Genomic DNA, 23489 nt, shown 5'->3' on the forward strand with positions numbered 1-23489 from the left:
TTGCTGAACTCGGTCAGGTTCACTCAGGTTCCTTCGCTCACAGGCTGCGTCGTGGGCATCCACGACGGGCGCTTGGCTTCGAACGCGGAGATCGCGTCCTCGTCTCGGAGGGTCAGGGCGATGTCGTCGAGGCCTTCGAGCAGGCGCCAGCGAGTGTAGTCGTCGATCTCGAAGTCGTGCGCGACGCCGCCGGCGGTCGCGGTGCGCGCCTCGAGGTCGACGTCGACCGTCGCGCCCGGGCTCGCCTTCGCGACGGCCCAGAGGGCCTCCATCGACTCCTCCGAGATCTGCCCGACGAGCAGCCCCTGCTTGCCGGCGTTGCCGCGGAAGATCTCGCCGAAGCGCGGGCCGAGCACGGCGGTGATGCCGAAGTCGCGCAGCGCCCACACCGCGTGCTCGCGGCTCGAGCCGGTGCCGAAGTCGTGGCCGACGACGAGGATGCCGCCGTCGCGGTAGGGCACCTGGTTGAGCACGAACGACGGGTCCTGCCGCCACGAGTGGAAGAGCGCGTCGTCGTAGCCGGTCTTCGTGACCCGCTTCAGGAAGACGGCGGGGATGATCTGGTCGGTGTCGACGTTCGACCGCTCGAGCGGGATGATCGGGCCGGTCAGCGTGCTGATCTTCTCCATCTCAGACCTCCTCCTGCTCGCGCACCAGATCCCACGGGCTCGACAGCGTGCCGCGGATCGCGGTCGCGGCGGCCACGAGCGGCGACACGAGGTGCGTGCGGCCGCCCTTGCCCTGCCGGCCCTCGAAGTTGCGGTTCGAGGTCGAGGCGCAGCGCTCCCCCGGCGCGAGCTGGTCGGGGTTCATGCCGAGGCACATCGAGCAGCCGGCGAAGCGCCACTCGGCGCCGAAGTCGGTGAAGACCTTGTCGAGCCCCGCGGCCTCGGCCTCGAGGCGCACCCGGGCCGAGCCCGGCACGACCATGACGCGCACGCCATCCGCCTTCTTGTGACCGCGCAGGATGTCGGCGGCGGCCGTGAGGTCCTCCATGCGCGAGTTCGTGCAGGAGCCGATGAAGACGGTGTCGACCGGGATGTCCTTGAGGCGCGTGCCCGGCGCGAGGTCCATGTACTCGAGCGCGCGCTCGGCGGCGGCGCGGTCGGTCGGGTCGGCGAACGACGACGGGTCGGGCACCTCGCCCGAGAGCGAGACCCCCTGGCCGGGGTTCGTGCCCCACGTGACGAAGGGCTCGAGCTCGGATGCGTCGATGGTGATCTCGTTGTCGAAGACGGCGTCGTCGTCGGTCGGGAGGGTGCGCCAGTACTCGAGCGCCGCGTCCCAGTCGGCGCCCTTCGGCGCGTGCGGCTTGTCCTTGACGTAGGCGAAGGTCGTCTCGTCGGGCGCGACCATGCCCGCGCGGGCGCCGGCCTCGATCGACATGTTGCAGATCGTCATGCGGCCCTCGATCGAGAGGGCCCGGATGGCGCTGCCGCGGTACTCGAAGACGTAGCCGGCGCCGCCGCCGGTGCCGATCTTGGCGATGACCGCGAGGATGATGTCCTTCGCCGTCACGCCCGGGCGCAGCTCGCCCTCGACGTTGATCGCCATGGTCTTGAAGGGCTTGAGCGGCAGCGTCTGCGTGGCCATGACGTGCTCGACCTCGCTCGTGCCGATGCCGAACGCCATCGCGCCGAACGCGCCGTGCGTCGAGGTGTGCGAGTCGCCGCACACGACCGTCACGCCCGGCAGGGTCAGGCCCAGCTGCGGGCCGACGAGGTGCACGATGCCCTGCTCCTTGTCGCCGAGCGAGTGGATGCGCACGCCGAACTCGGCGGCGTTGTGGCGCAGCGTCTCGATCTGCTTGCGGCTCGTCGGGTCCTGGATGGGCTTGTCGATGTCGAGCGTGGGGGTGTTGTGGTCCTCGGTCGCGACCGTGAGGTCGGTGCGGCGCAGGCCCCTGCCGGCCTGGCGGAGGCCGTCGAACGCCTGCGGGCTCGTGACCTCGTGCACGAGGTGGAGGTCGATGTAGATGAGGTCGGGCGCGCCGTCCTCACCGCGCACCACGACGTGGTCGTCCCACACCTTCTCTGCGAGCGTCCTGCCCATGTCCTACTCCCCCAGCACCTGCGATCCGCGATCGGCCGTCTGGCAAGTCTACGCGGGGGTGCGAGCCCGCTCCTCTGATGGCGAACAGCGCGCCGACCCGGAGCGGCATCGGCTGCGCATATATTGCGAGCGTGAGCGCAGCCCCCGGAGGATCCCCCGATGCCCATCGCTGACGCATCCGTGTGGGCGTCGGGCGCGCGGGTCGCCGAGGACGTGCCGTTCGACCGCGTGCTGGAGACGGCGGCGGAGCGCGGCGGCTTCGCCTGGATCGACCTGGTCGATCCGACCGCCCAGGAGCTGCGCGCGGTCGCCGTGGAGCTCGACCTGCACCACCTCGTGGTCGAGGACGTCATCGCGCAGGGCCAGCGCCCCAAGGTCGAGTCGTACGGCGACCTCGACTACTGCGTGGTGCACCGCGTCGTCGACGACGGCAACGGGCTCGCGATCCGCGAGGTGCACGCCATCGTCAACGAGCGGTGCATCGTCACGGCGTCCTGGGGCGACGACGAGGGCCTGTCGGGCGTGCGCCGCCGCGTCGACGCGGGCCTCGTCTCCCTGGAGGTCACGCCCCGCGCCGTGCTCTACGCAGTGCTCGACGAGGCGGCCGATGAGCACGAGCGCCTCGCGGCCCGCGTCCACGAGCAGATCGAGGGCATCGAGGACATCTTCTTCGCCGAGGAGCACCCGCCGACGGTCGGGATCTACCGCGCGATGCGCAGGGTGCTCGCGCTGCAGCGCGCCGCCGACCCGATGAGCATCGTCGTGGAGCGGGTCGGGGCCGCGGTCGACGGGCGGCAGCTCGAGCTCCGCCGCCACCTGCGCGACGTCGACGACCACGCGCGCCGCACGGCTGCTCGGCTGACCGGAGACCGCGACCTGCTCGCGAGCATGCTGCACCTGGCATCCGCCAGGGTGGCCGAGCGGCAGAACGACGAGATCCGGGCGATGACCGAGCAGCAGATCGTGCAGAACGACCAGACGAAGAAGGTCACGTCGTGGGCCGCGATCCTCTTCGCGCCCACGCTCATCGCCGGCATCTACGGGATGAACTTCCGGCACCTGCCAGAGCTCGAGTGGCTGCTCGGCTACCCCTTCGCCCTGCTGCTGATGCTCGCGTTCGCGGGTGTGCTCTACGTGGTCTTCAAGGCGCGGCACTGGCTCTAGCCACGGGCCGCGGCGGCCGACACGATGGAGGCATGAGCGCCTCCACTGCCGCCCCGCCCGTCACCGTCGCCGTGAGCGGCGGCGCCGGCCAGATCGCCTACCAGCTGCTGTTCCGCATCGCTGCGGGCGACATGCTCGGGCCCGACCAGCGGGTGCGGCTGCGCATCCTCGAGATCCCCGACGCGCTGCCGGCGCTCGAGGGCGTCGTGATGGAGCTCCAGGACGCGGCGTTCCCTCTGCTGGCCTCGGTCGACACGACGGCGGATGCGCCGGTCGCGTTCGAGGGCGCCGACCACGCGCTGCTCGTGGGCGCGAGACCGCGGAGCAAGGGCATGGAGCGCAGCGACCTGCTCGCCGCCAACGGCGCGATCTTCCAGGCGCAGGGACGCGCGATCCAGGACCGCGCGAGCGACCGCATCCGCATCACCGTCACCGGCAACCCGGCCAACACCAACGCGCTGATCGCGGCCGCGGCGGCGCCCGACATCCCGCGCGAGCGCTTCTCGGCGCTCACCCGGCTCGACCACAACCGCGCCGTCGCGCAGCTCGCGACGAAGACGGGCGCCGCCGTCGGCGACATCCGCCGCATGATCGTCTGGGGCAACCACTCGACGACGCAGGTGCCCGACCTCACCCACGCGCTCGTCGCCGGGGAGCCCGCGACCGAGCTCGTCGAGCGCGAGTGGGTGCGCGACGAGTTCGTGCCGACCGTCGCGAACCGCGGGGCCGCGGTGATCGCGGCGCGCGGCGCGTCGTCGGCGGCCTCGGCCGCATCGGCGACCGTCGACCACGTGCGGTCGTGGGCGCTCGGCACGCCCGACGGCGACTGGACCTCGATGTCGGTCGTCTCGCGCGGCGACTACGGCGTGCCCGAGGGGCTCGTCTCGTCGTTCCCGGTCACGGCGGCCGGCGGCGACTGGTCGATCGTCGAGGGCCTCGAGCTCGACGCGGATGTCGCCGCGCAGCTGCGCGCTTCCGTCGCCGAGCTCGAGGAGGAGCGCGAGCAGGTGCGGGCGCTCGGGCTGCTCGGCTGACGCTCAGCTGCCGTCACCGATCGAGGAGCATCCAGGTTCCGGTGACGGCTCGAGGAGCATCCGTCCTCGAGCCGTCGCCGATCCTCATCCCGTGACGGGCGCTGCGCCTCAGCCCAGGATGTCGCCGAGCCAGCCGCGGCTGCCGCGCTGGCGCTGGTCGCCGTAGCGGGGGTCGTAGCGCTGGTCGCCGTAGGGCTGGCGCTGCTGCTGGCCGCCGGTGCGCTGCTGCACCGTGCGGAGCACCTTGTCGGCGATCTTCCCGACGGTGTCGCTCGACCCCTGCTGGCCGTAGCCCTGGCCGTAGCCGGGCTGCTGCTGGCCGTGGGGCTGCTGCTGCTGGGCCTGCGCCGCGTGCGGCTGCTGCTCGGCCGACCGCTCGATGAGCTTGTCGAGCTCGCCGCGGTCGAGCCAGATGCCGCGGCACTCGGGGCAGTAGTCGATCTCGATGCCGCTGCGCTCGCTCATCACCAGGGTCGTCGCGTCATTGGGGCACTGCATGTCGGTCTCCTCTCGTCGACCGGGAGAGCATGGCGGATGCGCCTGTGCGGCACCGATGGACGGCCGTCCGGTGACCGCGCCGCTCGCGTCATCCAGCCAGCCTCCGCGCGGGCCGCCCTTGCGCCAGCACGAGTGCGATCGTGTCGAGCGTGCGCGTCGGCTGGTGCACCACATCGGCGTAGCCGAACCGCAGCCACCGGCCGCCGGCCGCGGTGATCGCCGCGTTGCGCCGGCGGTCCTTCGCCGCCTGCTTCGGCTCGTCGTGCCACTGCGCACCGTCGGCCTCCACGTACAACCAGCCGTCGATCAGCAGGTCGCTGCGACCGCCGCCCGGCGCCGGCACCTGCGACTCGACCGTCCAGCCTCGATCGCGGCACGGCACGCGCAGCAGCGATTCGAGGCCCGACTCGGCCGCGGCATCGAGCCGCCGCCGCCACGGCCCGCAGCGCTGCGGGAGCATCCCGAAGAGGCGATCGAGGTCGCCGTCGTCGATGAGCCCCTGGTGCAGCGCGCTGTCGATCGACGCGATCGCGTGCTCCCGCTCGACGCGCACCGCGTGCTGCGCGAGCGCGTCGACGATGCTGACTCGCCACGGCTGCGCGTCGCGCTCGAATCGCACCCACAGCCGCGTGCCGACAGTCGCGGCCGGCACGCCGGTGGTGGGGGTCGTCGCGATCTGCAGCAGCGGGGCCTCGGTCACCCACACGCCGTAGGTCGCGAGCGCGCTCGCGCCGCCGACAGCGCCTCCGGCGGCGAGTGCCGCGCGGATCGCCGGCATCGCGTCGGGCAGCACGAGCCAGGAGCGCGTCGCCGCGTCAGCGACGCCGGCGTCGACCGCGGCGCGCAGCCCGCGGTGCGAGTGCCCGAGCGCGCGCAGCGCCGTGCGCGTCGTGGCGCCGCCTGCTGCGAGCAGATCGAGTCGGAGGTCGCGCATGGCGGGAGTCTGGCGCGACTGGCTCGCCCTCGTGCGGGCGGCAGGCCGGGGTGTGGAGACGGATGCGGCGTGCGGCCCGGTGGGCGGCGAGCGGCCGGGCGAGCCCGTCACGAGCAGAGGAGGTGGCACGAGATGAGGAGAGTCGGACCTCGGCCGGTGCACAGCGCCTGGATGCTCCTCGATCCGTCGCGCAAGGGGCCGAGGGTTGTACCGCCTCGGCCGCCGTCGTATGCTCGTGTCAATAATCGAAGCGCGTGTTCATATATCGAACACGAGGCGAACAGACGATGATGTCCGTCATCCCCACACAGGAGTGAGGAAGCCCGTGCAGTTCCACCACCACGGCTACGTGTCCACCGACCCGCGCGTGCAGCCGGCCGCAGGCATCGGGCTCGCCCGCCCGGCAGACCTGCCGGACGAGGTCGACGTGCTGATCGTGGGCTCCGGCCCCGCGGGCATGATCGCCGCCGCGCAGCTCGCGCAGTTCCCCGAAGTCAACGTGCGCATCATCGAGCGCCGGCCGGGCCGGCTCGAGATCGGCCAGGCCGACGGCATCCAGGCGCGCAGCGTCGAGACGTTCCAGGCGTTCGGCTTCGCAGAGCGCATCACCGCCGAGGCGTACCGCATCACCGAGATGGCGTTCTGGGGCCCCGACCCCGAGGACCCCTCGCGCATCGTGAAGACCTCCGCGCCCGAGGACGACCCGACCGGCATCAGCGAGTTCCCGCACCTCATCGTCAACCAGGCGCGCGTGCTCGACTACTTCGCCGAGGCGGCGCGCAACGCGCCCGGCCGCGTCACCCCCGACTACGGCTACGAGTTCCGCGGCCTCGAGGTGGCGCAGGAGGGCGAGCACCCCGTGCGCGTCACGGTCGCCCGCACGGCCGGCGAGCGCACGGGCGAGGAGCGCGTCATCCGCGCCAAGTACGTGATCGGCGCCGACGGCGCGCGCAGCGGCGTGCGCGCCGCGATCGGCTGCACGCTCGCCGGCCAGTCGGCGAACCACGCCTGGGGCGTCATGGACGTGCTGGCCGTGACCGACTTCCCCGACATCCGCACCAAGTGCGCGATCCAGTCGAGCACGGGCGGAAACATCCTGCTCATCCCCCGCGAGGGCGGCTACCTCTTCCGCATGTACGTCGACCTCGGCGAGGTGCCCGAGGACGACCACGGCCGCGTGCGCCAGACCCCCATGGAGGAGGTCATCCGCCGCGCGAACGCGATCATCGCCCCGTACACGCTCGACGTGCGCAACATCGCCTGGAGCAGCATCTACGAGGTCGGGCACCGCATCACCGACCGCTTCGACGACGTGAAGCCCGACGAGCGCGGCACGCGCACGCCGCGCGTGTTCATCACCGGCGACGCGTGCCACACGCACAGCGCGAAGGCCGGCCAGGGCATGAACGTCTCGATGCAGGACGGCTTCAACATCGGCTGGAAGCTCGGCCACGTGCTCGACGGCCGCGCCCCCGAGAGCCTGCTCGACACCTACTCGCTCGAGCGCCAGGTGGTCGCGCAGAACCTCATCGACTTCGACAAGGAGTGGTCGACGCTCATGGCGAAGCCCGCGAGCGAGCTCGGCAGCCCGCAGGAGGTCGCCGAGTTCTACACGCGGACGATGGAGTTCCCGGCCGGGTTCATGACGGAGTACGCGCCGTCGCAGATCGTCGCCGAGGCCCGCCACCAGGAGCTCGCGACGGGCTTCCCCGTCGGCAAGCGCTTCAAGTCGGCCCGCGTCGTGAAGGTCGCCGACACCAACCCGGTGCAGCTCGGCCACTTCCACACCGCCGACGGCCGCTACCGCCTCTACGCGTTCGCCGACCGCCCGGCCGCCGGCGAGGCGTCGGCGATGACGGCGCTCGCCGAGTGGCTGGAGCAGTCGCCCGACTCCCCCATCCGCGTGCACACCCCTGAGGGCCGCGACTCGAGCGCGATCATCGACGTGAAGGCCGTCTACCAGCAGGGGCACCACGACTTCCACCTCGGCCAGGTGCCGGATGCGTTCAAGCCGGTCGTGGGACCGTTCGAGCTCGTGAACCTCGAGAACGTCTACGCGACGCTCCCCCACGAGGACATCTTCGACATCCGCGGCATCTCGCGCGACGGCGCGATCGTCGTCGTGCGGCCCGACCAGTACGTGGGCGCCGTGCTGCCGCTGACGGCGACCGACGAGCTCGCCGAGTACTTCCGCGGCGCGCTGCTGCCGGCGGTGCGCCAGCCCGCCTGAGCAGCGGCGGCTCCAGCGCCCCTCGGCCTTCCGGTCGAGGGGCGCTGCGCATCCGTGGCCGGGAACGACGAAGCGCCCCGGTCCGTGGACCGGGGCGCTTCTCACTGTGACCCCAGCGGGATTCGAACCCGCGTTACCGCCGTGAGAGGGCGGCGTACTAGGCCGCTATACGATGGGGCCGGCGCTGCTGGTCTTGCGATTGCAACCTGGATAGTGTGCCACACGATGCGGCGCCGCGCAAAATCCGCCGCCGCCGGGGCGTCGAGCGCGCCCGATCAGCGCGCCCGGAGCACCCGCAGGGCGCCCGGCATGATGCTGCAGCGCACGGGCAGCCGGCCCACGATCTCGCCGTCGGCGCACACGATCACCGTCTCGTCGCTCGCGAGCTCGGCCGTCTCGCAGTCGATGACCGTCACGCGGCGGTCGCGCGTGTGCGTGCCGCGCAGCACGCGCGCGAGCAGTCGCAGGAACGACGGGTAGGAGAGCTCGTCGGCGAAGACCGCCGTGAGTCGCCCGTCGCGCATCGACGAGTCGGGCGCGATCGGGATGCCGCCGCCGAAGGTGCGGTTGTTGGCGATCGCCGCGACCAGGGTGCGCCAGGTGCGCTCGGGGCCGCCGTCGAGGCGGACGCGGAAGGTGCGGTGCCGCGGCCGCAACACGGTCGCGAGGATCGCCGCCTGGTAGCGGATGCGGCTCGGCACGCCCGTCAGCCGGAACGAGCGCACGTTGACGTCGGCGTCGAACCCGACCGAGACGACGCCGGCGGCGAGCGCGACCCCGTCGGGGTGCTCGATGCGGATGAGGTCGACGCGGTCGGGCTCGGCTGCGAGCGCCGCCTCGAGGCTGTCGATCGCCTGCTGCGCCGACGTGATGCCCATCGCCGCCGCGAAGTCGTTGCCGCTGCCCGCGGGCACCACCAGCAGGGGCTTCGACGTGCCGCCGACGATGTTGACCCCGAGGTGCACCATGCCGTCGCCGCCCACGACGACCAGCGCATCCGCCGCGATCATCGCGAAGCGCGACTGCTCGAGCTGGCCGGCGTAGTCGGCCGCGGCGATGTGGGTCACCTCGTGGCCGAGGTCGGCGATGCGGGCGGCGACGAGCGCGCCAACGGCGCCGCTGCGGCCGAAGCGGGCGGCGGGGTTGGAGGCGACCACGATGCGCACAGGGTGAGCCTAGGGGCGCGCGGGGTGGGCGGCTCGCGGGGGTGGTCTCGACTCGCGGCCTGCGGCCGCGGCTCGACCGGCGGAGGAGGCCGCGACCAGCGGAGGAGGTTGCGGGGTGGTCTCGACTCGCGGCCTGCGGCCGCGGCTCGACCAGCGGAGGAGAGGTCGCGGCTCGACCAGCGGAGGCGGCCGCGGCTCGACCGGCGGAGGGGGTCGCGGCTCGACCGCCGGGAGGCGGGCGCCTAGGGTGGTCGGCATGCGAGTGACCAAGCGAGAGCACGCCTGCATGATCCTCGACGACGAGGGGCAGCAGCTCGTCATCGACCCGGGCAACCAGAGCGGCGCCGTCACGGCGCCGGGGCTCGTGGCGATCGTGATCACCCACGAGCACGCCGACCACTGGGATGCCGAGCACCTCGAGGCGCTCCGCGCCGCCCACCCGGGCGTGCCGATCTACGGCCCCGAGGGCGTCGCGCAGGCGGCGGAGGGCTTCGACGTGTCGGTCGTCCACGCCGGCGAGCGCGTGACGGCCGGCCCGTTCCGGCTGCGCTTCTTCGGCGGCGAGCACGCCGTCATCCACCGCTCGATCCCGGTGGTCGACAACCTGGGCGTGCTCGTCAACGAGCGCTTCTACTACCCGGGCGACTCCTACGCCGTGCCCGACGTGCCCGTCGCGCTGCTCGCGGCGCCGGCCGGCGCGCCGTGGCTGAAGATCGGCGACGTGATGGACTTCGTCGTCGAGGTGGCGCCGCGCGCGACCTTCGCCGTGCACGACGCGCCGCTGTCGGAGATGGGCCTCGGCATGGCGCACGCGCGCATCGAGGGCGCCGTCAGCCAGGGCGGCGGCGAGCACCACCGCCTGGACGTCGGCGACTTCGTCGAGGTCTGACGCCGGACGGACGCCGCCCGCTATCTGAACGCGCTGTTCTATGCTTGCAACAGCGCGTCCGAGCGGATGCGGTGATGGGAGCGGGCGACGATGCCGACGGATGCCGCGACCACGACCCCGCGCAGCGAGACGAGCGGCTCGCAGACCCTCTCGCGGGGCCTGACCGCGCTCTCGCTGCTCGCCGACCACGGCAGCCAGTCGATCCAGTCGCTCGCCGACCGCCTCGGCGTGCACCGCTCGGTCGCCTACCGGCTCGTGCGCACCCTCGAGGAGCACCGGCTGGTCGTGCGCGACGCCGGCGGCATGCTGTCGCTCGGCCCGCAGCTCGTCGTGCTCGCCCGCGACGTCGAGCACGACCTGCAGTCGGCCTCCCTCCCCCACCTGCAGCACCTCGCCGACGAGCTCGGCATGACGGCGTTCCTCGCCGTCCGCGACGGGGACGACGCCGTGACCCTCGTGACGGCCGTGCCCCGGGGCGTCAACGCATCCGTCGCCCAGCACCCGGGGCACCGGCACCCGATCGCGCTCGGCGCGCCCGGCATCGCGCTGCAGGCGATGCTCGACGACGCCACGTGGCGCGCGCTCGGCCATGACGGGCCGATGCACCCGGAGGTCGAGCGGGTGCGCTCGCGCGGCTTCGCGGTGAGCGCCAACGAGGTGATCGAGGGCATCACGTCGGTCGGCGCGCCGATCCGCAGCCGCGGCACGACGGATGCGTCGGTGGCGGTGGTCACGGTCGGCCAGCCCGACACGGAGGCGCTCGGCGCCGCCGTGCAGCGGGTCGCCCGCGCCATCGAGGCCGACCTCCGCTAGCGCCCCGTGGACCTGCTCTCGTTCGTCGTCGCGCTCGCGGCCGTGCTCATCGGCGCCGTCGGGCAGCGCATGATCGGCATGGGCTGGGGCCTCGTCGTCACGCCGGCCGTCGCGCTCGTGGCAGGCCCGCTCGCCGCCGTGCTCGTCGTGAACCTCTACGGCGCCATCGCTTGCCTCATCATCCTGCCGCGGGTCTGGCGCGACATCGACTGGCGGCGGCTGCTCTGGATCGCGATCCCCGCGCTCGCCGTGATGGTGCCCGGCATGCTGCTGGCGAAGGGCCTCGACACCGATCTGCTGCGCGTGGCCGTCGGCACCATCGCGGTGCTCGGCGTGCTCGTGGCGGTCGCGTTCACCAGCGCGACGCGCACGCACGACGGCCCGGCGCTGCGGGTGGCCTCGGGCACCGCGATCGGCCTGCTGAACGCGAGCGTCGGCATGGGGGCTCCGGCGGTCGGCGCCTACTCGCTGCTGTCCGGCTGGCAGGACCGCACCTTCGTCGCGACGATGCAGCCCTTCTGGGTGCTCATCAGCGGCGCGGTCGTCGCGGTGCGTCCGCTGGTCGCCCCCGAGGGATCGCCCGAGTGGCCGCTGTGGGCGTGGCTCGCGCTCGCGCTGCCGGTGGTCGCGGGCGTGCTGCTCGGCGACCGCCTCGCGCACCTGGTGAACCCGACCGTCGTGCGATGGACGATCATCGCGCTGTCGGTGCTCGGCGGCGGCGCGCTCATCGTGACCGGCACGCTGGGGCTGCTGGGCTGAGGCGCGTCAGGTCGCGGCGATGTGCGCGACCGCGTCGCCCGCGTGCACGATCGGCGCACGGGTGAGGCCGATGACGATCCCGTCGCGGTCGGCGCGCACGATGCGGCCGCCGGTGCCGAGCGCGTCGGCGACGCGGCCGAGCCGGGCGCCCGCGGACACCGCGTCGCCGAGCTGCGCGTCGAGGTGCAGGATGCCCGAGCCCCGGGAGCGCACCCAGCCGCTCGCGCGGCACTCGACCGGCGGCGGGCCCTCGTGCGGCTGCCCGTCGAGCATGTCGAGCGCGGCGAGCACGCGCAGCACGCCCGCGACGCCGACGTCGATCGGCTCCGGCTCGAGCCGCAGCGCCTCGCCGGCCTCGTACAGCAGCGCGATGGCGCCCGCCTCGCTCGCGGCCTGCCGCAGCGAGCCGTCGCGCAGCCGCGCGTGCAGCATGACCGGGGCGCCGAACGCGGCGGCGAGCCGCCGGGTCTCGGGGTCGTCGAGGTCGGCGCGGATCTGCGGCAGGTTGTCGCGCCGGTCGGAGCCGGTGTGGAGGTCGATGCCGACGTCGCAGCGCGCCACCACCTCGGTCATGAGCAGGTGGGCGATGCGGCTCGCGAGCGAGCCGCGCGCGGAGCCGGGGAAGGAGCGGTTGAGGTCGCGCCGGTCGGGCAGGTAGCGGTCGCCCGTCATGAACCCGAGCACGTTGACGACGGGGACCGCGAGCAGCGTGCCGCGCAGCGTGCGCGGCGAGACCGCGGCGAGCACCTGGCGGATCACCTCGACGCCGACGACCTCGTCGCCATGCACCGCCGCGTCGAGCCACACCACGGGGCCGGGCTCGCGGCCGTGCACGACGCGCACGGGCAGCGAGACGTCGCCGCCGGTCACGAGCCGAGCGATCGGCAGCTCGACGCTCTTCGACTGGCCGGCGCGCACCCGCACGCCGCCGATCGCGAACGACTCACGCACCGGCGCGCCCCCGGTTGCGCTGGCGCACGGCGCGGTCGGGGCGCCCGCCGAGGTACGAGTGCGCGGCGTCGACCACGAAGCCCTGGCGGAGCGCCTCGCGCCCCACGAGCATCCGGAACCCCATCTCGTCGCGGCGCGCGAGCGTGATCTCGGTGGTCACCGGCGTGCCGAGCAGCGCGAGGGCGGTGCGGATGACGATGCGCTCCTGCTCGTGACCGGTGGAGGAGCGCACGAGCCGGCGATCGTGCACGGGCCACTCGACCACCCGGGCGTCGGCCTTCGACCGCTGCCACGGGTGCACCTCGAAGCGCACCCAGTCGGCGCCGTCGCGACGGAGCTCCTCGATCTCGAACGCGTGCAGCGCGCTCGTGCGTGCACCGGTGTCGAGCTTGGCCTTCACGTGCGCGATGCCGAGTTCGGGCAGCCCGACCCACTCGCGCCAGCCCGCCGTCGCCGGCCTGCCAGGATGGTCTCCGCCCATGCGGCCATCCAACCAGGAAAGGCAGGTGCGTCCTGATGAGGCTCGCCATCCTCTCGCGCGCTCCGCGCTCGTACAGCACCCGGCGGCTCCGTGCCGCGGCCGTCGAGCGCGGCCACGACGTGAAGGTGCTCAACACCCTGCGCTTCGCGATCGACCTCTCGGGCGACGGGCCCGACCTGCAGTTCCGGGGCCGCCAGCTGCGCGACTACGACGCCGTGCTGCCCCGCATCGGCAACTCGATCACCTACTTCGGCACCGCGGTCGTGCGGCAGTTCGAGCAGATGGACGTCTACACGCCGAACACCGCCAACGGCATCGCCAACGCGCGCGACAAGCTGCGCGCGACGCAGATCCTGGCGCGGCACGACATCGGCATGCCCGCCACCACGTTCGTGCGCGATCGGGCGGATGTGATCCCGGCGATCGAGCGGGTCGGCGGGGCGCCGGTCGTGCTCAAGCTGCTCGAGGGCACGCAGGGCATCGGCGTGATCCTCGCGCCCACCATCAAGGTGGCGGAGGCGATCATCGAGACGCTGCAGTCGACGCGGCAGCAGGTGCTCATCCAGCACTTCGTGGCCGAGAGCAAGGGCCGCGACATCCGCGCGCTCGTCGTCGGCGACCGGGTCGTCGCGGCCATGCGGCGCAGCGCCCAGGGCGACGAGTTCCGCTCGAACGTGCACCGCGGCGGCAGCGTCGAGGCCGTCGACCTCGACCCCGAGTTCGAGCGCGTCGCGGTGCGGGCCGCGCAGATCATGGGGCTGAAGGTCGCGGGCGTCGACATGCTCGAGGGCAACGACGGACCGCTCGTCATGGAGGTCAACTCCTCCCCCGGTCTCGAGGGCATCGAGACCGCGACGCGGCTCGACGTCGCCGGCGCGATCATCGACCACATCGCCGATCAGGTGGCGTTCCCGCAGATCGACGTGCGCGAGCGGCTGAGCATCTCGACCGGCTACGGCGTGGCCGAGCTCGTCGTGCACGGCGACGCCGACCTCATCGGCAAGACCATCAGCGAGTCGGGCCTGCGCGAGCGCGACATCACGGTGCTCACGCTGCACCGCGGCACGCACGTGATCCCCAACCCGCCCGGCCGCCGGGTGCTCGAGGCCGAGGACCGCCTGCTCTGCTTCGGCCGGCTCGAGGAGATGCGCTCGATGATCCCCGCGCGGCCGAAGCGCCGCGCCCGCGTCAAGAAGCTGACGAAGCGGGCGATCGAGGAGGCCTGAGCCGGCGCGGCGGTCGCCGAGCCAGCGCAGACGGGAGGGGGCCCGCCGTGCGGCGGACCCCCTCCCGTGCGTTCGGCGCGGATCAGCGCGCGGCGGTCGCCTCGACGGTCTCGGGGTCGCCCGTGCGCCACGACTCCCACTTGCCGGAGTGCTCGAAGTCGATCGAGAGCGGGATGTCGTTGCGCTCGCGCAGCAGCACCGTGCCGATGACCGAGATGACCACCGTCACGAGCAGGTAGCCGACGATCGCCCACGTGGTGCCGGTCGCCTGCAGCAGCGCCTGCGCGATGGTCGGCGCGAAGGCGCCGCCGATGACCGCCCCGATCGCGTAGGCGATCGAGACGCCCGAGAAGCGCACCGAGGCCGGGAACGACTCGGCGTACCAGGCCGCCTGCGCGCCGTAGGTGAGACCGAGGCCCGCACCGAGCAGGATCGTGCCCATCGCGACGCCCCAGACGCCCTGCTCGACGAGGATGAAGAGCGGGATCGTCGTGATCGCGAGCACCGTCCAGCCGATGAGGTAGAGCTTCTTGCGGCCGATGCGGTCGGAGGCCCAGCCGGCGACGAACGTGAACACGAGCCACGAGAGCGAGCCGGCGAACGCCGCGAGCTGCACGCCCACCGGGTCGAAGCCGAGGCCCGGCGGGGTGCCGTCGACCGGTCGCGACGCGAGGCCCTGCACGAAGCCACCGGTCGTCATGTAGCCGATGGCGTTGTTGGCCATGAAGACCATCGCGCACAGCAGCACGACGAGGCCGTACTTCTTGAAGACCTGCACGATCGGCGCCGACTCCTGCTGCGCGGTCTCCTTGATCTCCTGGAACACCGGCGACTCGTCGACCGAGCGGCGCACGACGTAGCCGACGACGACCAGCAGGATCGAGATGAAGAACGGGATGCGCCAGCCGACCTCGAGGAACGCGTCGCCGGGGAACATGGCGCGGATCGCGGCGAGCACGCCCGTCGCGAGCAGCATGCCGAGCGGCACGCCCGCCTGCACGAAGGAGCCGAAGAGGCCGCGGCGGCCGCGCGGCGCGTGCTCGATGGCCATGAGCACCGCGCCGCCCCACTCGCCGCCCGCGGAGATGCCCTGCAGGATGCGGAGCAGGATGAGGAGGATCGGCGCGATCCAGCCGGCCTGCTCGAAGGTGGGCAGCGCGCCGACCAGGGTGGTCGCGACGCCCATGAGCAGGAGCGTCAGCACGAGCATCGGACGACGGCCGACCCTGTCGCCGAAGTGCCCGGCGAGGAACGCGCCGAGCGGCCGGAAGAGGAACGAGATGCCGATGGTGATGAGCGAGAGGATCTGCATCATGCCCTCGCCGGCCGGCTGGAAGAACAGCTGCGCGAAGACGAGGTTCGCCATGAAGGCGTAGATGAAGAAGTCGTACCACTCGATGGTGGTGCCGACCACGACGGCGCCGAGGACCTTGTTGCGCTCCTTGGGCGACGTGTGCGGATGCGTCGTGCTGTGAGACACGCTGACTCCTTTGTCAGAGAGGTGGACCGCGAGGCGCGACCCGGGGGGACTGCCAGGAACATATACGATTTCATGCACGACGGTCAAGAGGGCGCTGGAGGCCTCTTGACACGGGGTGGAGGGCTGCTGCCCGACCCTTGCACTTCAGATTCGGAATCGTATACGATGCCCGCATGGATGCATCGTCGCACCCCGCAGAGGGTGCCCCTCCCGCCGCCGCCGAGGCGTGGCAGCTGCTCGGCGCCCGCCCCCACAAGGTGTTCGCGATGCACATCGGCTACCGCGCCCGCGCCGCGCAGAAGGGCCGCACGCCCGAGGCGCCCGGCTACTTCCTGAAGCCCGCGACCTCGCTCTCCACCGGCGGCGAGGCAGTGCTGCCCGCGTCGACCTCGATCTTCGGCTTTGAGGGCGAGATCGCCGTCGTCATCGGCCGCCACGCCCGCGCCGTGAGCGAGGCGGATGCGTGGGGTCACGTCGCCGCGGTCACCGCCGCGAACGACCTGGGCGTGTTCGACCTCCGGTGGGTCGACAAGGGCTCCAACCTGCGCTCGAAGGGCGGCGACGGCATGACGCCGATCGGGCCGACGCTGCTGCCCGCCGAGCGGCTCGACCCGGCGTCGATCGAGGTGCACACCTGGCTCGACGGCGAGCTCGTGCAGGAGGACTCCACCGCGACCCTCATCTTCTCGCTGCCGCAGATCGTCAGCGACCTCTCGCAGCTCATCACCCTCGAGCCCGGCGACGTGATCCTCACGGGCACGCCCGCCGGCGCATCCACCCTCTCCCCCGGGCAGACCGTCGAGGTCGAGGTGACCGCCGCCGCGCGCGACGGCGAGCGGCTGTCGACCGGCAGGCTCGCCACGACCGTGCGGGTCGGCGACCAGGCGCTCCCGCCGTACTCGGCGCAGCCGAAGCCGACGCCCGAGCAGTGGGCAGACGCCTCCGGCCGCCCGATCGACGAGTTCCAGCAGGCCGAGGCGCCCGTGCTCGACGACGAGCTGCGCGCGCAGCTGACGAGCGTCGCGCTCGCGACGCTCTCGTCGGGCCTGCGCAAGCGCGGCCTCAACAACGTCTCGATCGACGGCCTGCGCTCGACGCGGCCCGGCAGCCGCATCGTCGGCACCGCGCGCACGCTGCGCTACGTGCCCAACCGCGAGGACCTCTTCACGACCCACGGCGGCGGCTACAACGCGCAGAAGCGGCTGTTCGACTCGCTGCGCCCGGGCGACGTCGTCGTCATCGAGGCGCGCGGCGACAACCGCTCGGGCACGCTCGGCGACATCCTGGCGCTGCGCGCCCGGCACCTCGGCGCGGCCGGCCTCGTCACCGACGGCGGCGTGCGCGACCTCGACGTCGTCACCGAGATCGGCGTGCCGACCTACCACGCGGGCGGCCACCCGGCCGTGCTCGGCCGGCTCCACGTGCCGTGGTCGCACGACGAGACGATCGCGTGCGGCGGCGCCACCGTGCAGCCCGGCGACATCATCGTCGGCGACGGCGACGGCGTGCTCGTCATCCCGCCCGCGCTCGCGCGCGAGCTCGCCGCCGAGGCGATCGCGCAGGAGCGCGAGGAGGAGTTCATCGCCGCGCAGGTCGACGCCGGCCACCCCGTCGACGGGCTCTTCCCGATGAACGCCGAGTGGCGCGCGAAGTACGAGGCGCACCTCGCGCAGCAGGGGGCGGCCGAGTGACCGGCCCGCGCGCCCGCGCCGCGGCGCTCGCCGAGGCGGGCGGCACCGCCGCGCCCTCGAAGTCGCAGCGCGCCTACCAGCTGCTGCACGACCGCATCGTCGACGGCACCTACTCCCCCGGCTACAGGCTCGTGCTCGACGCGATCGGCCGCGAGCTCGACATGAGCGTCGTGCCCGTGCGCGAGGCGATCCGCAGGCTCGAGGCGGAGGGGCTCGTCACCTTCGAGCGCAACATCGGCGCGCGCGTGGCCGAGATCGACGAGCTCGAGTACCACGACACGATGGAGACGCTCTCGTTCGTCGAGGGCGCCGCGATCATGCTCGCCGCCGGCCTCTACTCGAAGCGCGACGTCGACGAGGCGCGCGCCATCAACGCGCAGCTGCGCGAGTCGCTCGCCGGCTTCGACCCGGTGCAGTTCACCGCGCTCAACGAGGCCTTCCACCGCCGCCTCTCGGACGTCTGCCCCAACGAGGTGCTCGGCGACGTGATCGACACCTGCTGGAAGCGGCTCGCGCGGCTGCGCCAGTCGACCTTCTCGTTCGTGCCGAGCCGCGCCGTGTCGTCGGTCGACGAGCACGAGGCGATCCTCGCCCTCATCGAGGAGGGCGCCGATCCGCGCCGCATCGAGCTCGCCGTGCGCGCCCACCGCCTCGCGACCCCCGACGCCTACCTCCAGCGCATCCACCCGAACCAGGACTGACCGACCGCCGAGCCGCATCGCGGCGCCGGCCCCACGATCCGAACGAACGGAGCCCCACCATGGCCACCCAGCCCGCAGGCATCCCCGAGCTCATCCCCCACTACATCGACGGCGAGCGCGTGCCCTCCGTCGACGGCGAGACGTTCGGCGTGCTGAACCCGGTCACGAACGAGGACTACACCGTCGCCGCGTCGGGCAAGCAGGCCGACATCGACCTGGCCGTCGCCGCCGCCACGCGCGGCTTCGAGGAGGGGCCCTGGCCGCGCATGAAGAACCGCGAGCGCGCGCGCATCCTCAGCCGCATCGCCGACATCGTCGAGTCGCGCGACCAGGAGCTCGCGCAGTTCGAGTCGTGGGACTCGGGTCTGCCCATCACGCAGGCGCGCGGCCAGGCGCAGCGCGCCGCCGAGAACTTCCGCTTCTTCGCCGACCTCATCGTCGCCGGCCGCGACGACGCCTACAAGGTGCCCGGCAGCCAGGTGAACTACGTCAACCGCAAGCCCAAGGGCGTCGCGGGGCTCATCACCCCGTGGAACACCCCGTTCATGCTCGAGTCGTGGAAGCTCGGCCCCGCGCTCGCCTCCGGCTGCACCGTGGTGCTGAAGCCCGCCGAGTTCACGCCCCTGTCGGCGTCGCTCTGGGCCGGCATCTTCGAGGAGGCAGAGCTGCCGAAGGGCGTGTTCAACCTCGTCAACGGCTTCGGCGAGACCGCCGGCGACGCGCTCGTGAAGCACCCGGGCGTGCCGCTCATCTCCTTCACGGGCGAGAGCAGCACCGGCCAGCTCATCTTCGGCAACTCGGCGCCGCACCTCAAGGCGCTGTCGATGGAGCTCGGCGGCAAGAGCCCGGCCGTCGTCTTCGCCGACGCCGACCTCGACGCCGCGATCGACTCGACGCTGTTCGGCGTCTTCTCGCTCAACGGCGAGCGCTGCACCGCCGGCAGCCGCATCCTCGTCGAGCGCTCGATCTACGACGAGTTCGTGGAGCGCTACGCGGCGCGGGCCAAGAACATCGTCGTCGGCGACCCGGGCGACCCCAGCACCGAGGTCGGCGCGCTCGTGCACCCGGAGCACTTCGACAAGGTCATGTCGTACGTCGAGATCGGCAAGCAGGAGGGCCGGCTCGTCGCCGGCGGAGGCCGCCCCGATGCCTTCCCCGAGGGCAACTTCGTCGCGCCGACGGTGTTCGTCGACGTGGCGCCGGATGCGCGCATCTTCCAGGAGGAGATCTTCGGCCCGGTCGTCGCGATCACGCCGTTCGATTCCGACGAGGAGGCGCTCGAGCTCGCGAACGACACGAAGTACGGTCTCGCCGCCTACATCTGGACGCGCGACCTGCAGCGCGCGCACCTCTTCGCGCAGGACGTCGAGGCCGGCATGGTGTGGCTCAACAGCCACAACGTGCGCGACCTCCGCAGCCCCTTCGGCGGCGTGAAGGCCTCGGGCCTCGGGCACGAGGGCGGCTACCGCTCGCTCGACTTCTACAGCGACCAGCAGGCCGTGCACATCACGCTCGGCGACGTCCACACCGCCCGCTTCGGCGCATCCGCCTGACCCCGACTGCGAAGGAGCAGCACCATGAACGAGATCCCCAAGCCCTCCGTGCCCGCGCCCGACATCATCCGCTGCGCGGCGATGGACCTGGTCGTCACCGACCTCGCCGAGAGCCGCGCCTTCTACGTCGACGTGCTCGGCCTGCACGTGACCGAGGAGGACGACGAGGCGATCTACCTGCGGTCGTTCGAGGAGTTCATCCACCACAACCTCGTGCTGCGGAAGGGCCCCGTCGCGGCCGTCGCCGCCTTCGCCTACCGCGTGCGCACCCCCGAGGACGTCGACGCCGCCGAGGCCTACTACCAGGAGCTCGGCTGCCGCACGGAGCGCCGGCGCGACGGCTTCCAGAAGGGCTTCGGCGACAGCGTGCGCGTCGAGGACCCGCTCGGCTTCCCCTACGAGTTCTTCCACGCGACCGAGCACGCCGAGCGCCTGCACCAGCGCTACGACCTCATCTCGGCGGGCGAGCTCGTGCGCCTCGACCACTTCAACCAGGTCACCCCCGACGTGCCGCGCGGCCGAAAGTACCTCGAGGACCTCGGCTTCCGCGTCACCGAGGACATCCAGGACGACCAGGGCGTCACCTACGCGGCGTGGATGCACCGCAAGGGCACCGTGCACGACACGGCGCTCACCGGCGGCAACGGCCCGCGCATGCACCACATCGCCTTCTCGACGCACGAGAAGCACAACATCATCCAGATCTGCGACAAGCTCGGCGCGCTGCGGATGTCCGACCACATCGAGCGCGGACCGGGCCGGCACGGCGTCTCGAACGCGTTCTACCTCTACATCACCGACCCCGACGGCCACCGCGTCGAGATCTACACGCAGGACTACTGGACGGGCGACCCCGACAACCCCGTCATCACGTGGGACGTGCACGACAACCAGCGCCGCGACTGGTGGGGCAACCCCGTCGTGCCCTCCTGGTACACCGAGGCGTCGCCCGTGCTCGACCTCGACGGCAACGTGGTCGAGGTCGTCGAGCGCACCGACTCCAGCGAGATGGAGGTGACGATCGGCGCCGACGGCTTCTCGTACACCCGCGAGGGCGACGACGACGGCACCTACCGCGGGCAGGCGTCGAAGGGCTTCAAGATCGGCAACCAGCTGTGACGAGCACGCCCGGACGGGGCCTCGACGACGCGACCGTCGAGCGGATCGCCGACGAGCTCGCCCAGGCCACCCGCTCGCGCGGCACGATCGAGCGGATCTCGACGCGGTTCCCCGAGGCGACGATCGAGGACTCCTACGCGGTGCAGCGCATCTGGCGCGCGCGCCGCGAGGAGGCCGGCGCGCGGCTCGTCGGGCGCAAGATCGGCCTGACGAGCAAGGCGATGCAGTTCGCGACCGGCATCACCGAGCCCGACTACGGCGTGATCTTCGCCGACCAGGCGCTCCGCTCGGGCGAGACCGTCGAGCACGCGCAGTGGTCGAACGTGCGCGTCGAGGTCGAGCTGGCCTTCGTGCTGAAGGCGCCGCTCGAGGGCGAGGGCCTCACGGTCGACCAGGTGCTCGACGCCACCGAGGCCGTCGTGCCGGCGCTCGAGATCCTCGACTCGCACATCGAGCTCGAGGGCCGCACGATCGTCGACACGATCAGCGACAACGCGGCGCTCGGCGCGATCGTCGTCGGCGACGTCGCGATCGGCCCGCGCGACCGCGACCTGTCGTGGGTCGGCGCGCTCTGCCTCGTGAACGACGAGATCATCGAGACCGGCGTCTCCGGCGGCGTGCTCGGCAACCCGGCGCACGGCGTCGCGTGGCTCGCGGGCAAGCTCGCGCAGCACGGCGACCGGCTCGAGGCGGGCGAGCTCATCCTCGCCGGCTCCTTCACGCGCCCCGTGTGGGTGCAGCCCGGCGACCGCGTGCGCGTCGAGTACCAGGACATGGGCACCGTGGAGGTGGCGTTCCGATGACGACCTTCCGCGACGCCCTCGCCCGGGCCGAGGCTCCGCTCGTCGGCCTGTGGAACGCGTCCGGCAGCGCCGTCGCCGCCGAGATCATGGCCGGATCCGGCGCCGACCTGCTGCTCGTCGACGGCGAGCACGGCCCCATCTCGATCTCGGAGATGCTGCCCATCCTGCAGGCCGCCGCCGCCTACCCGGTCACGACGATCGTGCGCGTGCCCTGGAACGACCCGGTGATCATCAAGCAGGTGCTCGACCTCGGCGCCGAGAACGTGCTCGTGCCGATGGTCTCGACCGCCGACGACGCGCGCGCGGCCGTGCGCGCCGCCCGCTACCCGGGCGGCGACGGCGAGCGCGAGGGCGCCCGCGGCATCGGCTCGGCGCTCGCGCGCTCCTCGCGCTGGGGGCGCATCCCCGGCTATGTGCGGGGGGCGGATGCGCACGTGTCGGTGACCGTGCAGATCGAGACCTCCGAAGGTGTGGCGAACGCCGCCGAGATCGCGGCGGTCGACGGGGTGGACGGCGTCTTCGTCGGCCCGGCAGACCTCGCCGGTTCCATGGGACTCCCCGGCCGCCCGTCAGAGCCGGCCGTCGTGGCCGCGGTCGATGCGACGATCGACGCCGTGCGCTCGGCGGGCACGCCCGTGGGCGTGAACACGTTCGCGGAGGCGGACGCCGATCGGTGCATCGCGCGCGGCGCCTCGTTCGTCTTCGTCGCGGCCGACGTGACGCTCATGGCGCGGGGCTCAGAGGCCGCGGTGGCGCGACTGAAGCGCGCACGAGATGAGACCGACGCGTACTGATCAGCGGCGACGATCACCGGTCGCGACGGCGCTGCGGACGGCGGCGCTGCAGCACGAGTTGGAGGGCTCGTCGTAGCCTGAACCGATCGCCCGTCGGGCTCGGCCTGACGTCCATCGCCACGGGCTCACCGACAGCAGCTTTCGACCGTTCCTTCCGCGACTCCCCCGCAGGCGCACGTGCAGCCGGTCGCGCGCCTTCGATAGGGTCCCGGGGAGAGGGGGACGATCATGGCTGGGGTCGTGACGATGCTTGGGATCGCCGTGCTGGCGATCGCTCTGCTGTACGGGGCGTCGATGCTCGTCGCGGTCGACCGCCGTCCGATCGTCTCGCTGCCCTACCTCTCCGGCAGCGACCCGGAGCAGCATGCGCTCTCGCGCTTCCACGCCCGCTGGTATGCGGCGACCGTCGTCTTCCTGGCTTTCGACATCGAGATGCTCTTCATGTATCCGTGGGCCGTCGTGGTGGCCATGATGGGCCCGACCGCCGTGGTCGAGATGTTCCTGTTCCTCGGAGTCCTGTTCGTGGCGGTCTTCTGGGCCTGGCGGGAAGGAGCGTTCCGGTGGGCGTGACGCAGGCGCTCGCGAAGCTGGCGGCGCAGCGCGCCCACGTGCTCCTCGTCGAGGCGCCTGGCGGCTGGCGTGCGCGGGTGGCGGCGGAGCAGGCGGCCGTCGCGCTCGGGTGGCGCATCTCGCTGTCCCCGGCGGATGCCGATGTCCTGGTCGTGTGCGGCACCGCCGGGCCCGAACTGACCGCGACTGTGGAGCGCATCTGGGAGCAGCTGCCCGGGCCTCGCGTGCGGATCGTGGTCGGCTCTGCGGCCGAGGCGCTGCCGAGCTTCGAGCAGGCGCGCAGGAGCCTGTCCGCCGTGGACGTGCACGTCGACGACGCGAGGACACGCCTGCGCGTCGCCAGCGTCAGTTCGGCGACCGAGACCCGCGGCGAGTCCTCAGAGGGTGCCAGCGGCACGAACCACAGCGGCATGGACCACAGCCAGATGGACCACTCCGGCATGGATCACTCCGGCATGGACCACAGCCAGCCAGACCACAGCCAGATGGACCACACCGGCATGGACCACAGCCAGATGGACCACACCGGCATGGACCACAGCCAGATGGACCACACCGGCATGGACCACAGCCAGATGGAC

At 72.4% G+C, this 23489-nt stretch carries 22 protein-coding genes, 1 tRNA gene and 1 pseudogene; 15 read left to right on the forward strand and 9 right to left on the reverse strand.

What is annotated here, in order from left to right:
• Positions 1-23: 23 nt before the first annotated feature.
• Together leuD and leuC are read right to left on the reverse strand one after the other, a co-directional pair.
• Positions 24-629, reverse strand: a complete 606-nt coding sequence (gene leuD, locus AC1RNL_RS09625; RefSeq protein WP_492935081.1) for a 3-isopropylmalate dehydratase small subunit — start codon at positions 627-629, stop codon at positions 24-26.
• A gap of 1 nt (position 630) precedes the next feature.
• Positions 631-2052 carry a 3-isopropylmalate dehydratase large subunit gene (leuC, locus tag AC1RNL_RS09630; protein WP_128188840.1) on the reverse strand — a complete coding sequence of 474 codons (1422 nt, stop codon included), beginning with the start codon at positions 2050-2052 and terminating at the stop codon, positions 631-633.
• A gap of 159 nt (positions 2053-2211) precedes the next feature.
• On the opposite strand from leuC, the gene AC1RNL_RS09635 reads away from it, so the two are divergent.
• Together AC1RNL_RS09635 and AC1RNL_RS09640 are read left to right on the forward strand one after the other, a co-directional pair.
• Complete coding sequence (locus AC1RNL_RS09635) at positions 2212-3216, forward strand: magnesium and cobalt transport protein CorA (RefSeq protein ID WP_492935082.1); 1005 nt, start codon at positions 2212-2214, stop codon at positions 3214-3216.
• Positions 3217-3248: 32 nt separating this feature from the next.
• Positions 3249-4250, forward strand: coding sequence for a malate dehydrogenase (locus tag AC1RNL_RS09640; RefSeq protein ID WP_492935083.1), 1002 nt, complete (start codon positions 3249-3251; stop codon positions 4248-4250).
• A 108-nt stretch (positions 4251-4358) separates the two neighbouring features.
• Here the strand turns inward: AC1RNL_RS09640 and AC1RNL_RS09645 are convergent, their stop codons facing one another.
• Both AC1RNL_RS09645 and AC1RNL_RS09650 read right to left on the reverse strand, forming a co-directional pair.
• The gene (locus tag AC1RNL_RS09645) at positions 4359-4748 is read right to left on the reverse strand and encodes a TFIIB-type zinc ribbon-containing protein (protein ID WP_492935084.1); all 390 of its coding nucleotides are present in this window, start codon (positions 4746-4748) and stop codon (positions 4359-4361) included.
• Positions 4749-4836: 88 nt separating this feature from the next.
• Positions 4837-5682 (reverse strand): DUF559 domain-containing protein, encoded by an 846-nt coding sequence (locus AC1RNL_RS09650; protein WP_310124105.1) that lies wholly within the window; start codon positions 5680-5682, stop codon positions 4837-4839.
• Between the two features lie 325 nt (positions 5683-6007).
• Here AC1RNL_RS09650 and AC1RNL_RS09655 point away from each other — a divergent pair, with 325 nt between their 5' ends.
• Entirely contained in the window at positions 6008-7912 is a 1905-nt protein-coding gene (locus AC1RNL_RS09655; protein WP_492935085.1) for an FAD-binding monooxygenase, read from the forward strand.
• 107 nt (positions 7913-8019) lie between these two features.
• On the opposite strand, the gene AC1RNL_RS09660 is transcribed toward AC1RNL_RS09655, so the two are convergent.
• Positions 8020-8092 (reverse strand) — tRNA-Glu (locus AC1RNL_RS09660).
• A gap of 95 nt (positions 8093-8187) precedes the next feature.
• Positions 8188-9078 carry a diacylglycerol/lipid kinase family protein gene (locus AC1RNL_RS09665; RefSeq protein ID WP_492935086.1) on the reverse strand — a complete coding sequence of 297 codons (891 nt, stop codon included), beginning with the start codon at positions 9076-9078 and terminating at the stop codon, positions 8188-8190.
• A gap of 256 nt (positions 9079-9334) precedes the next feature.
• Here AC1RNL_RS09665 and AC1RNL_RS09670 point away from each other — a divergent pair, with 256 nt between their 5' ends.
• From AC1RNL_RS09670 to AC1RNL_RS09680, 3 genes are all read left to right on the forward strand, one after another.
• Positions 9335-9967, forward strand: coding sequence for an MBL fold metallo-hydrolase (locus AC1RNL_RS09670; protein ID WP_492935087.1), 633 nt, complete (start codon positions 9335-9337; stop codon positions 9965-9967).
• A gap of 90 nt (positions 9968-10057) precedes the next feature.
• Positions 10058-10780 carry an IclR family transcriptional regulator gene (locus AC1RNL_RS09675; RefSeq protein WP_246991853.1) on the forward strand — a complete coding sequence of 241 codons (723 nt, stop codon included), beginning with the start codon at positions 10058-10060 and terminating at the stop codon, positions 10778-10780.
• Positions 10781-10786: 6 nt separating this feature from the next.
• Positions 10787-11539 (forward strand): sulfite exporter TauE/SafE family protein, encoded by a 753-nt coding sequence (locus tag AC1RNL_RS09680; protein ID WP_246991855.1) that lies wholly within the window; start codon positions 10787-10789, stop codon positions 11537-11539.
• Positions 11540-11545: 6 nt separating this feature from the next.
• Here the strand turns inward: AC1RNL_RS09680 and AC1RNL_RS09685 are convergent, their stop codons facing one another.
• Complete coding sequence (locus AC1RNL_RS09685) at positions 11546-12490, reverse strand: succinylglutamate desuccinylase/aspartoacylase family protein (protein WP_492935088.1); 945 nt, start codon at positions 12488-12490, stop codon at positions 11546-11548.
• Positions 12483-12971: an ATP-dependent zinc protease family protein gene (locus AC1RNL_RS09690; protein ID WP_146356544.1), complete on the reverse strand. Its 489-nt coding sequence runs from the start codon at positions 12969-12971 to the stop codon at positions 12483-12485. Before AC1RNL_RS09690 ends, AC1RNL_RS09685 begins: the two co-directional genes overlap by 8 nt.
• A 35-nt stretch (positions 12972-13006) precedes the next feature.
• On the opposite strand from AC1RNL_RS09690, the gene AC1RNL_RS09695 reads away from it, so the two are divergent.
• Positions 13007-14197 (forward strand): RimK family alpha-L-glutamate ligase, encoded by a 1191-nt coding sequence (locus AC1RNL_RS09695; protein ID WP_128189582.1) that lies wholly within the window; start codon positions 13007-13009, stop codon positions 14195-14197.
• Positions 14198-14279: 82 nt separating this feature from the next.
• Here the strand turns inward: AC1RNL_RS09695 and AC1RNL_RS09700 are convergent, their stop codons facing one another.
• Positions 14280-15677: an MFS transporter gene (locus tag AC1RNL_RS09700; RefSeq protein WP_128189583.1), complete on the reverse strand. Its 1398-nt coding sequence runs from the start codon at positions 15675-15677 to the stop codon at positions 14280-14282.
• A gap of 173 nt (positions 15678-15850) precedes the next feature.
• Here AC1RNL_RS09700 and AC1RNL_RS09705 point away from each other — a divergent pair, with 173 nt between their 5' ends.
• The 8 genes and pseudogenes from AC1RNL_RS09705 to AC1RNL_RS09740 all read left to right on the forward strand — a co-directional run.
• The gene (locus AC1RNL_RS09705) at positions 15851-17368 is read left to right on the forward strand and encodes a fumarylacetoacetate hydrolase family protein (RefSeq protein ID WP_492935089.1); all 1518 of its coding nucleotides are present in this window, start codon (positions 15851-15853) and stop codon (positions 17366-17368) included.
• Positions 17365-18069 (forward strand): GntR family transcriptional regulator, encoded by a 705-nt coding sequence (locus AC1RNL_RS09710; RefSeq protein WP_128189585.1) that lies wholly within the window; start codon positions 17365-17367, stop codon positions 18067-18069. The genes AC1RNL_RS09705 and AC1RNL_RS09710 overlap by 4 nt, the downstream gene beginning before the upstream one ends.
• A gap of 59 nt (positions 18070-18128) precedes the next feature.
• Positions 18129-19622 carry a 5-carboxymethyl-2-hydroxymuconate semialdehyde dehydrogenase gene (gene hpaE / locus AC1RNL_RS09715; protein WP_492935090.1) on the forward strand — a complete coding sequence of 498 codons (1494 nt, stop codon included), beginning with the start codon at positions 18129-18131 and terminating at the stop codon, positions 19620-19622.
• Positions 19623-19646: 24 nt separating this feature from the next.
• On the forward strand, positions 19647-20741 hold the full coding sequence (hpaD, locus tag AC1RNL_RS09720; protein ID WP_128189587.1) for a 3,4-dihydroxyphenylacetate 2,3-dioxygenase: 1095 nt from the start codon (positions 19647-19649) through the stop codon (positions 20739-20741).
• Positions 20738-21544 carry a 2-keto-4-pentenoate hydratase gene (locus AC1RNL_RS09725; protein ID WP_492935091.1) on the forward strand — a complete coding sequence of 269 codons (807 nt, stop codon included), beginning with the start codon at positions 20738-20740 and terminating at the stop codon, positions 21542-21544. Before hpaD ends, AC1RNL_RS09725 begins: the two co-directional genes overlap by 4 nt.
• On the forward strand, positions 21541-22338 hold the full coding sequence (locus tag AC1RNL_RS09730) for an HpcH/HpaI aldolase family protein (protein ID WP_128189589.1): 798 nt from the start codon (positions 21541-21543) through the stop codon (positions 22336-22338). Before AC1RNL_RS09725 ends, AC1RNL_RS09730 begins: the two co-directional genes overlap by 4 nt.
• A gap of 261 nt (positions 22339-22599) precedes the next feature.
• Positions 22600-22908, forward strand: coding sequence for an NADH-quinone oxidoreductase subunit A (locus tag AC1RNL_RS09735; protein WP_492935092.1), 309 nt, complete (start codon positions 22600-22602; stop codon positions 22906-22908).
• A pseudogene (locus AC1RNL_RS09740) lies at positions 22899-23489 on the forward strand (hypothetical protein); the annotation flags it as partial. The gene AC1RNL_RS09735 and the pseudogene AC1RNL_RS09740, both read left to right, overlap by 10 nt.

Source organism: Agrococcus sp. GW821-FHT14H11 (genome assembly GCF_058803545.1).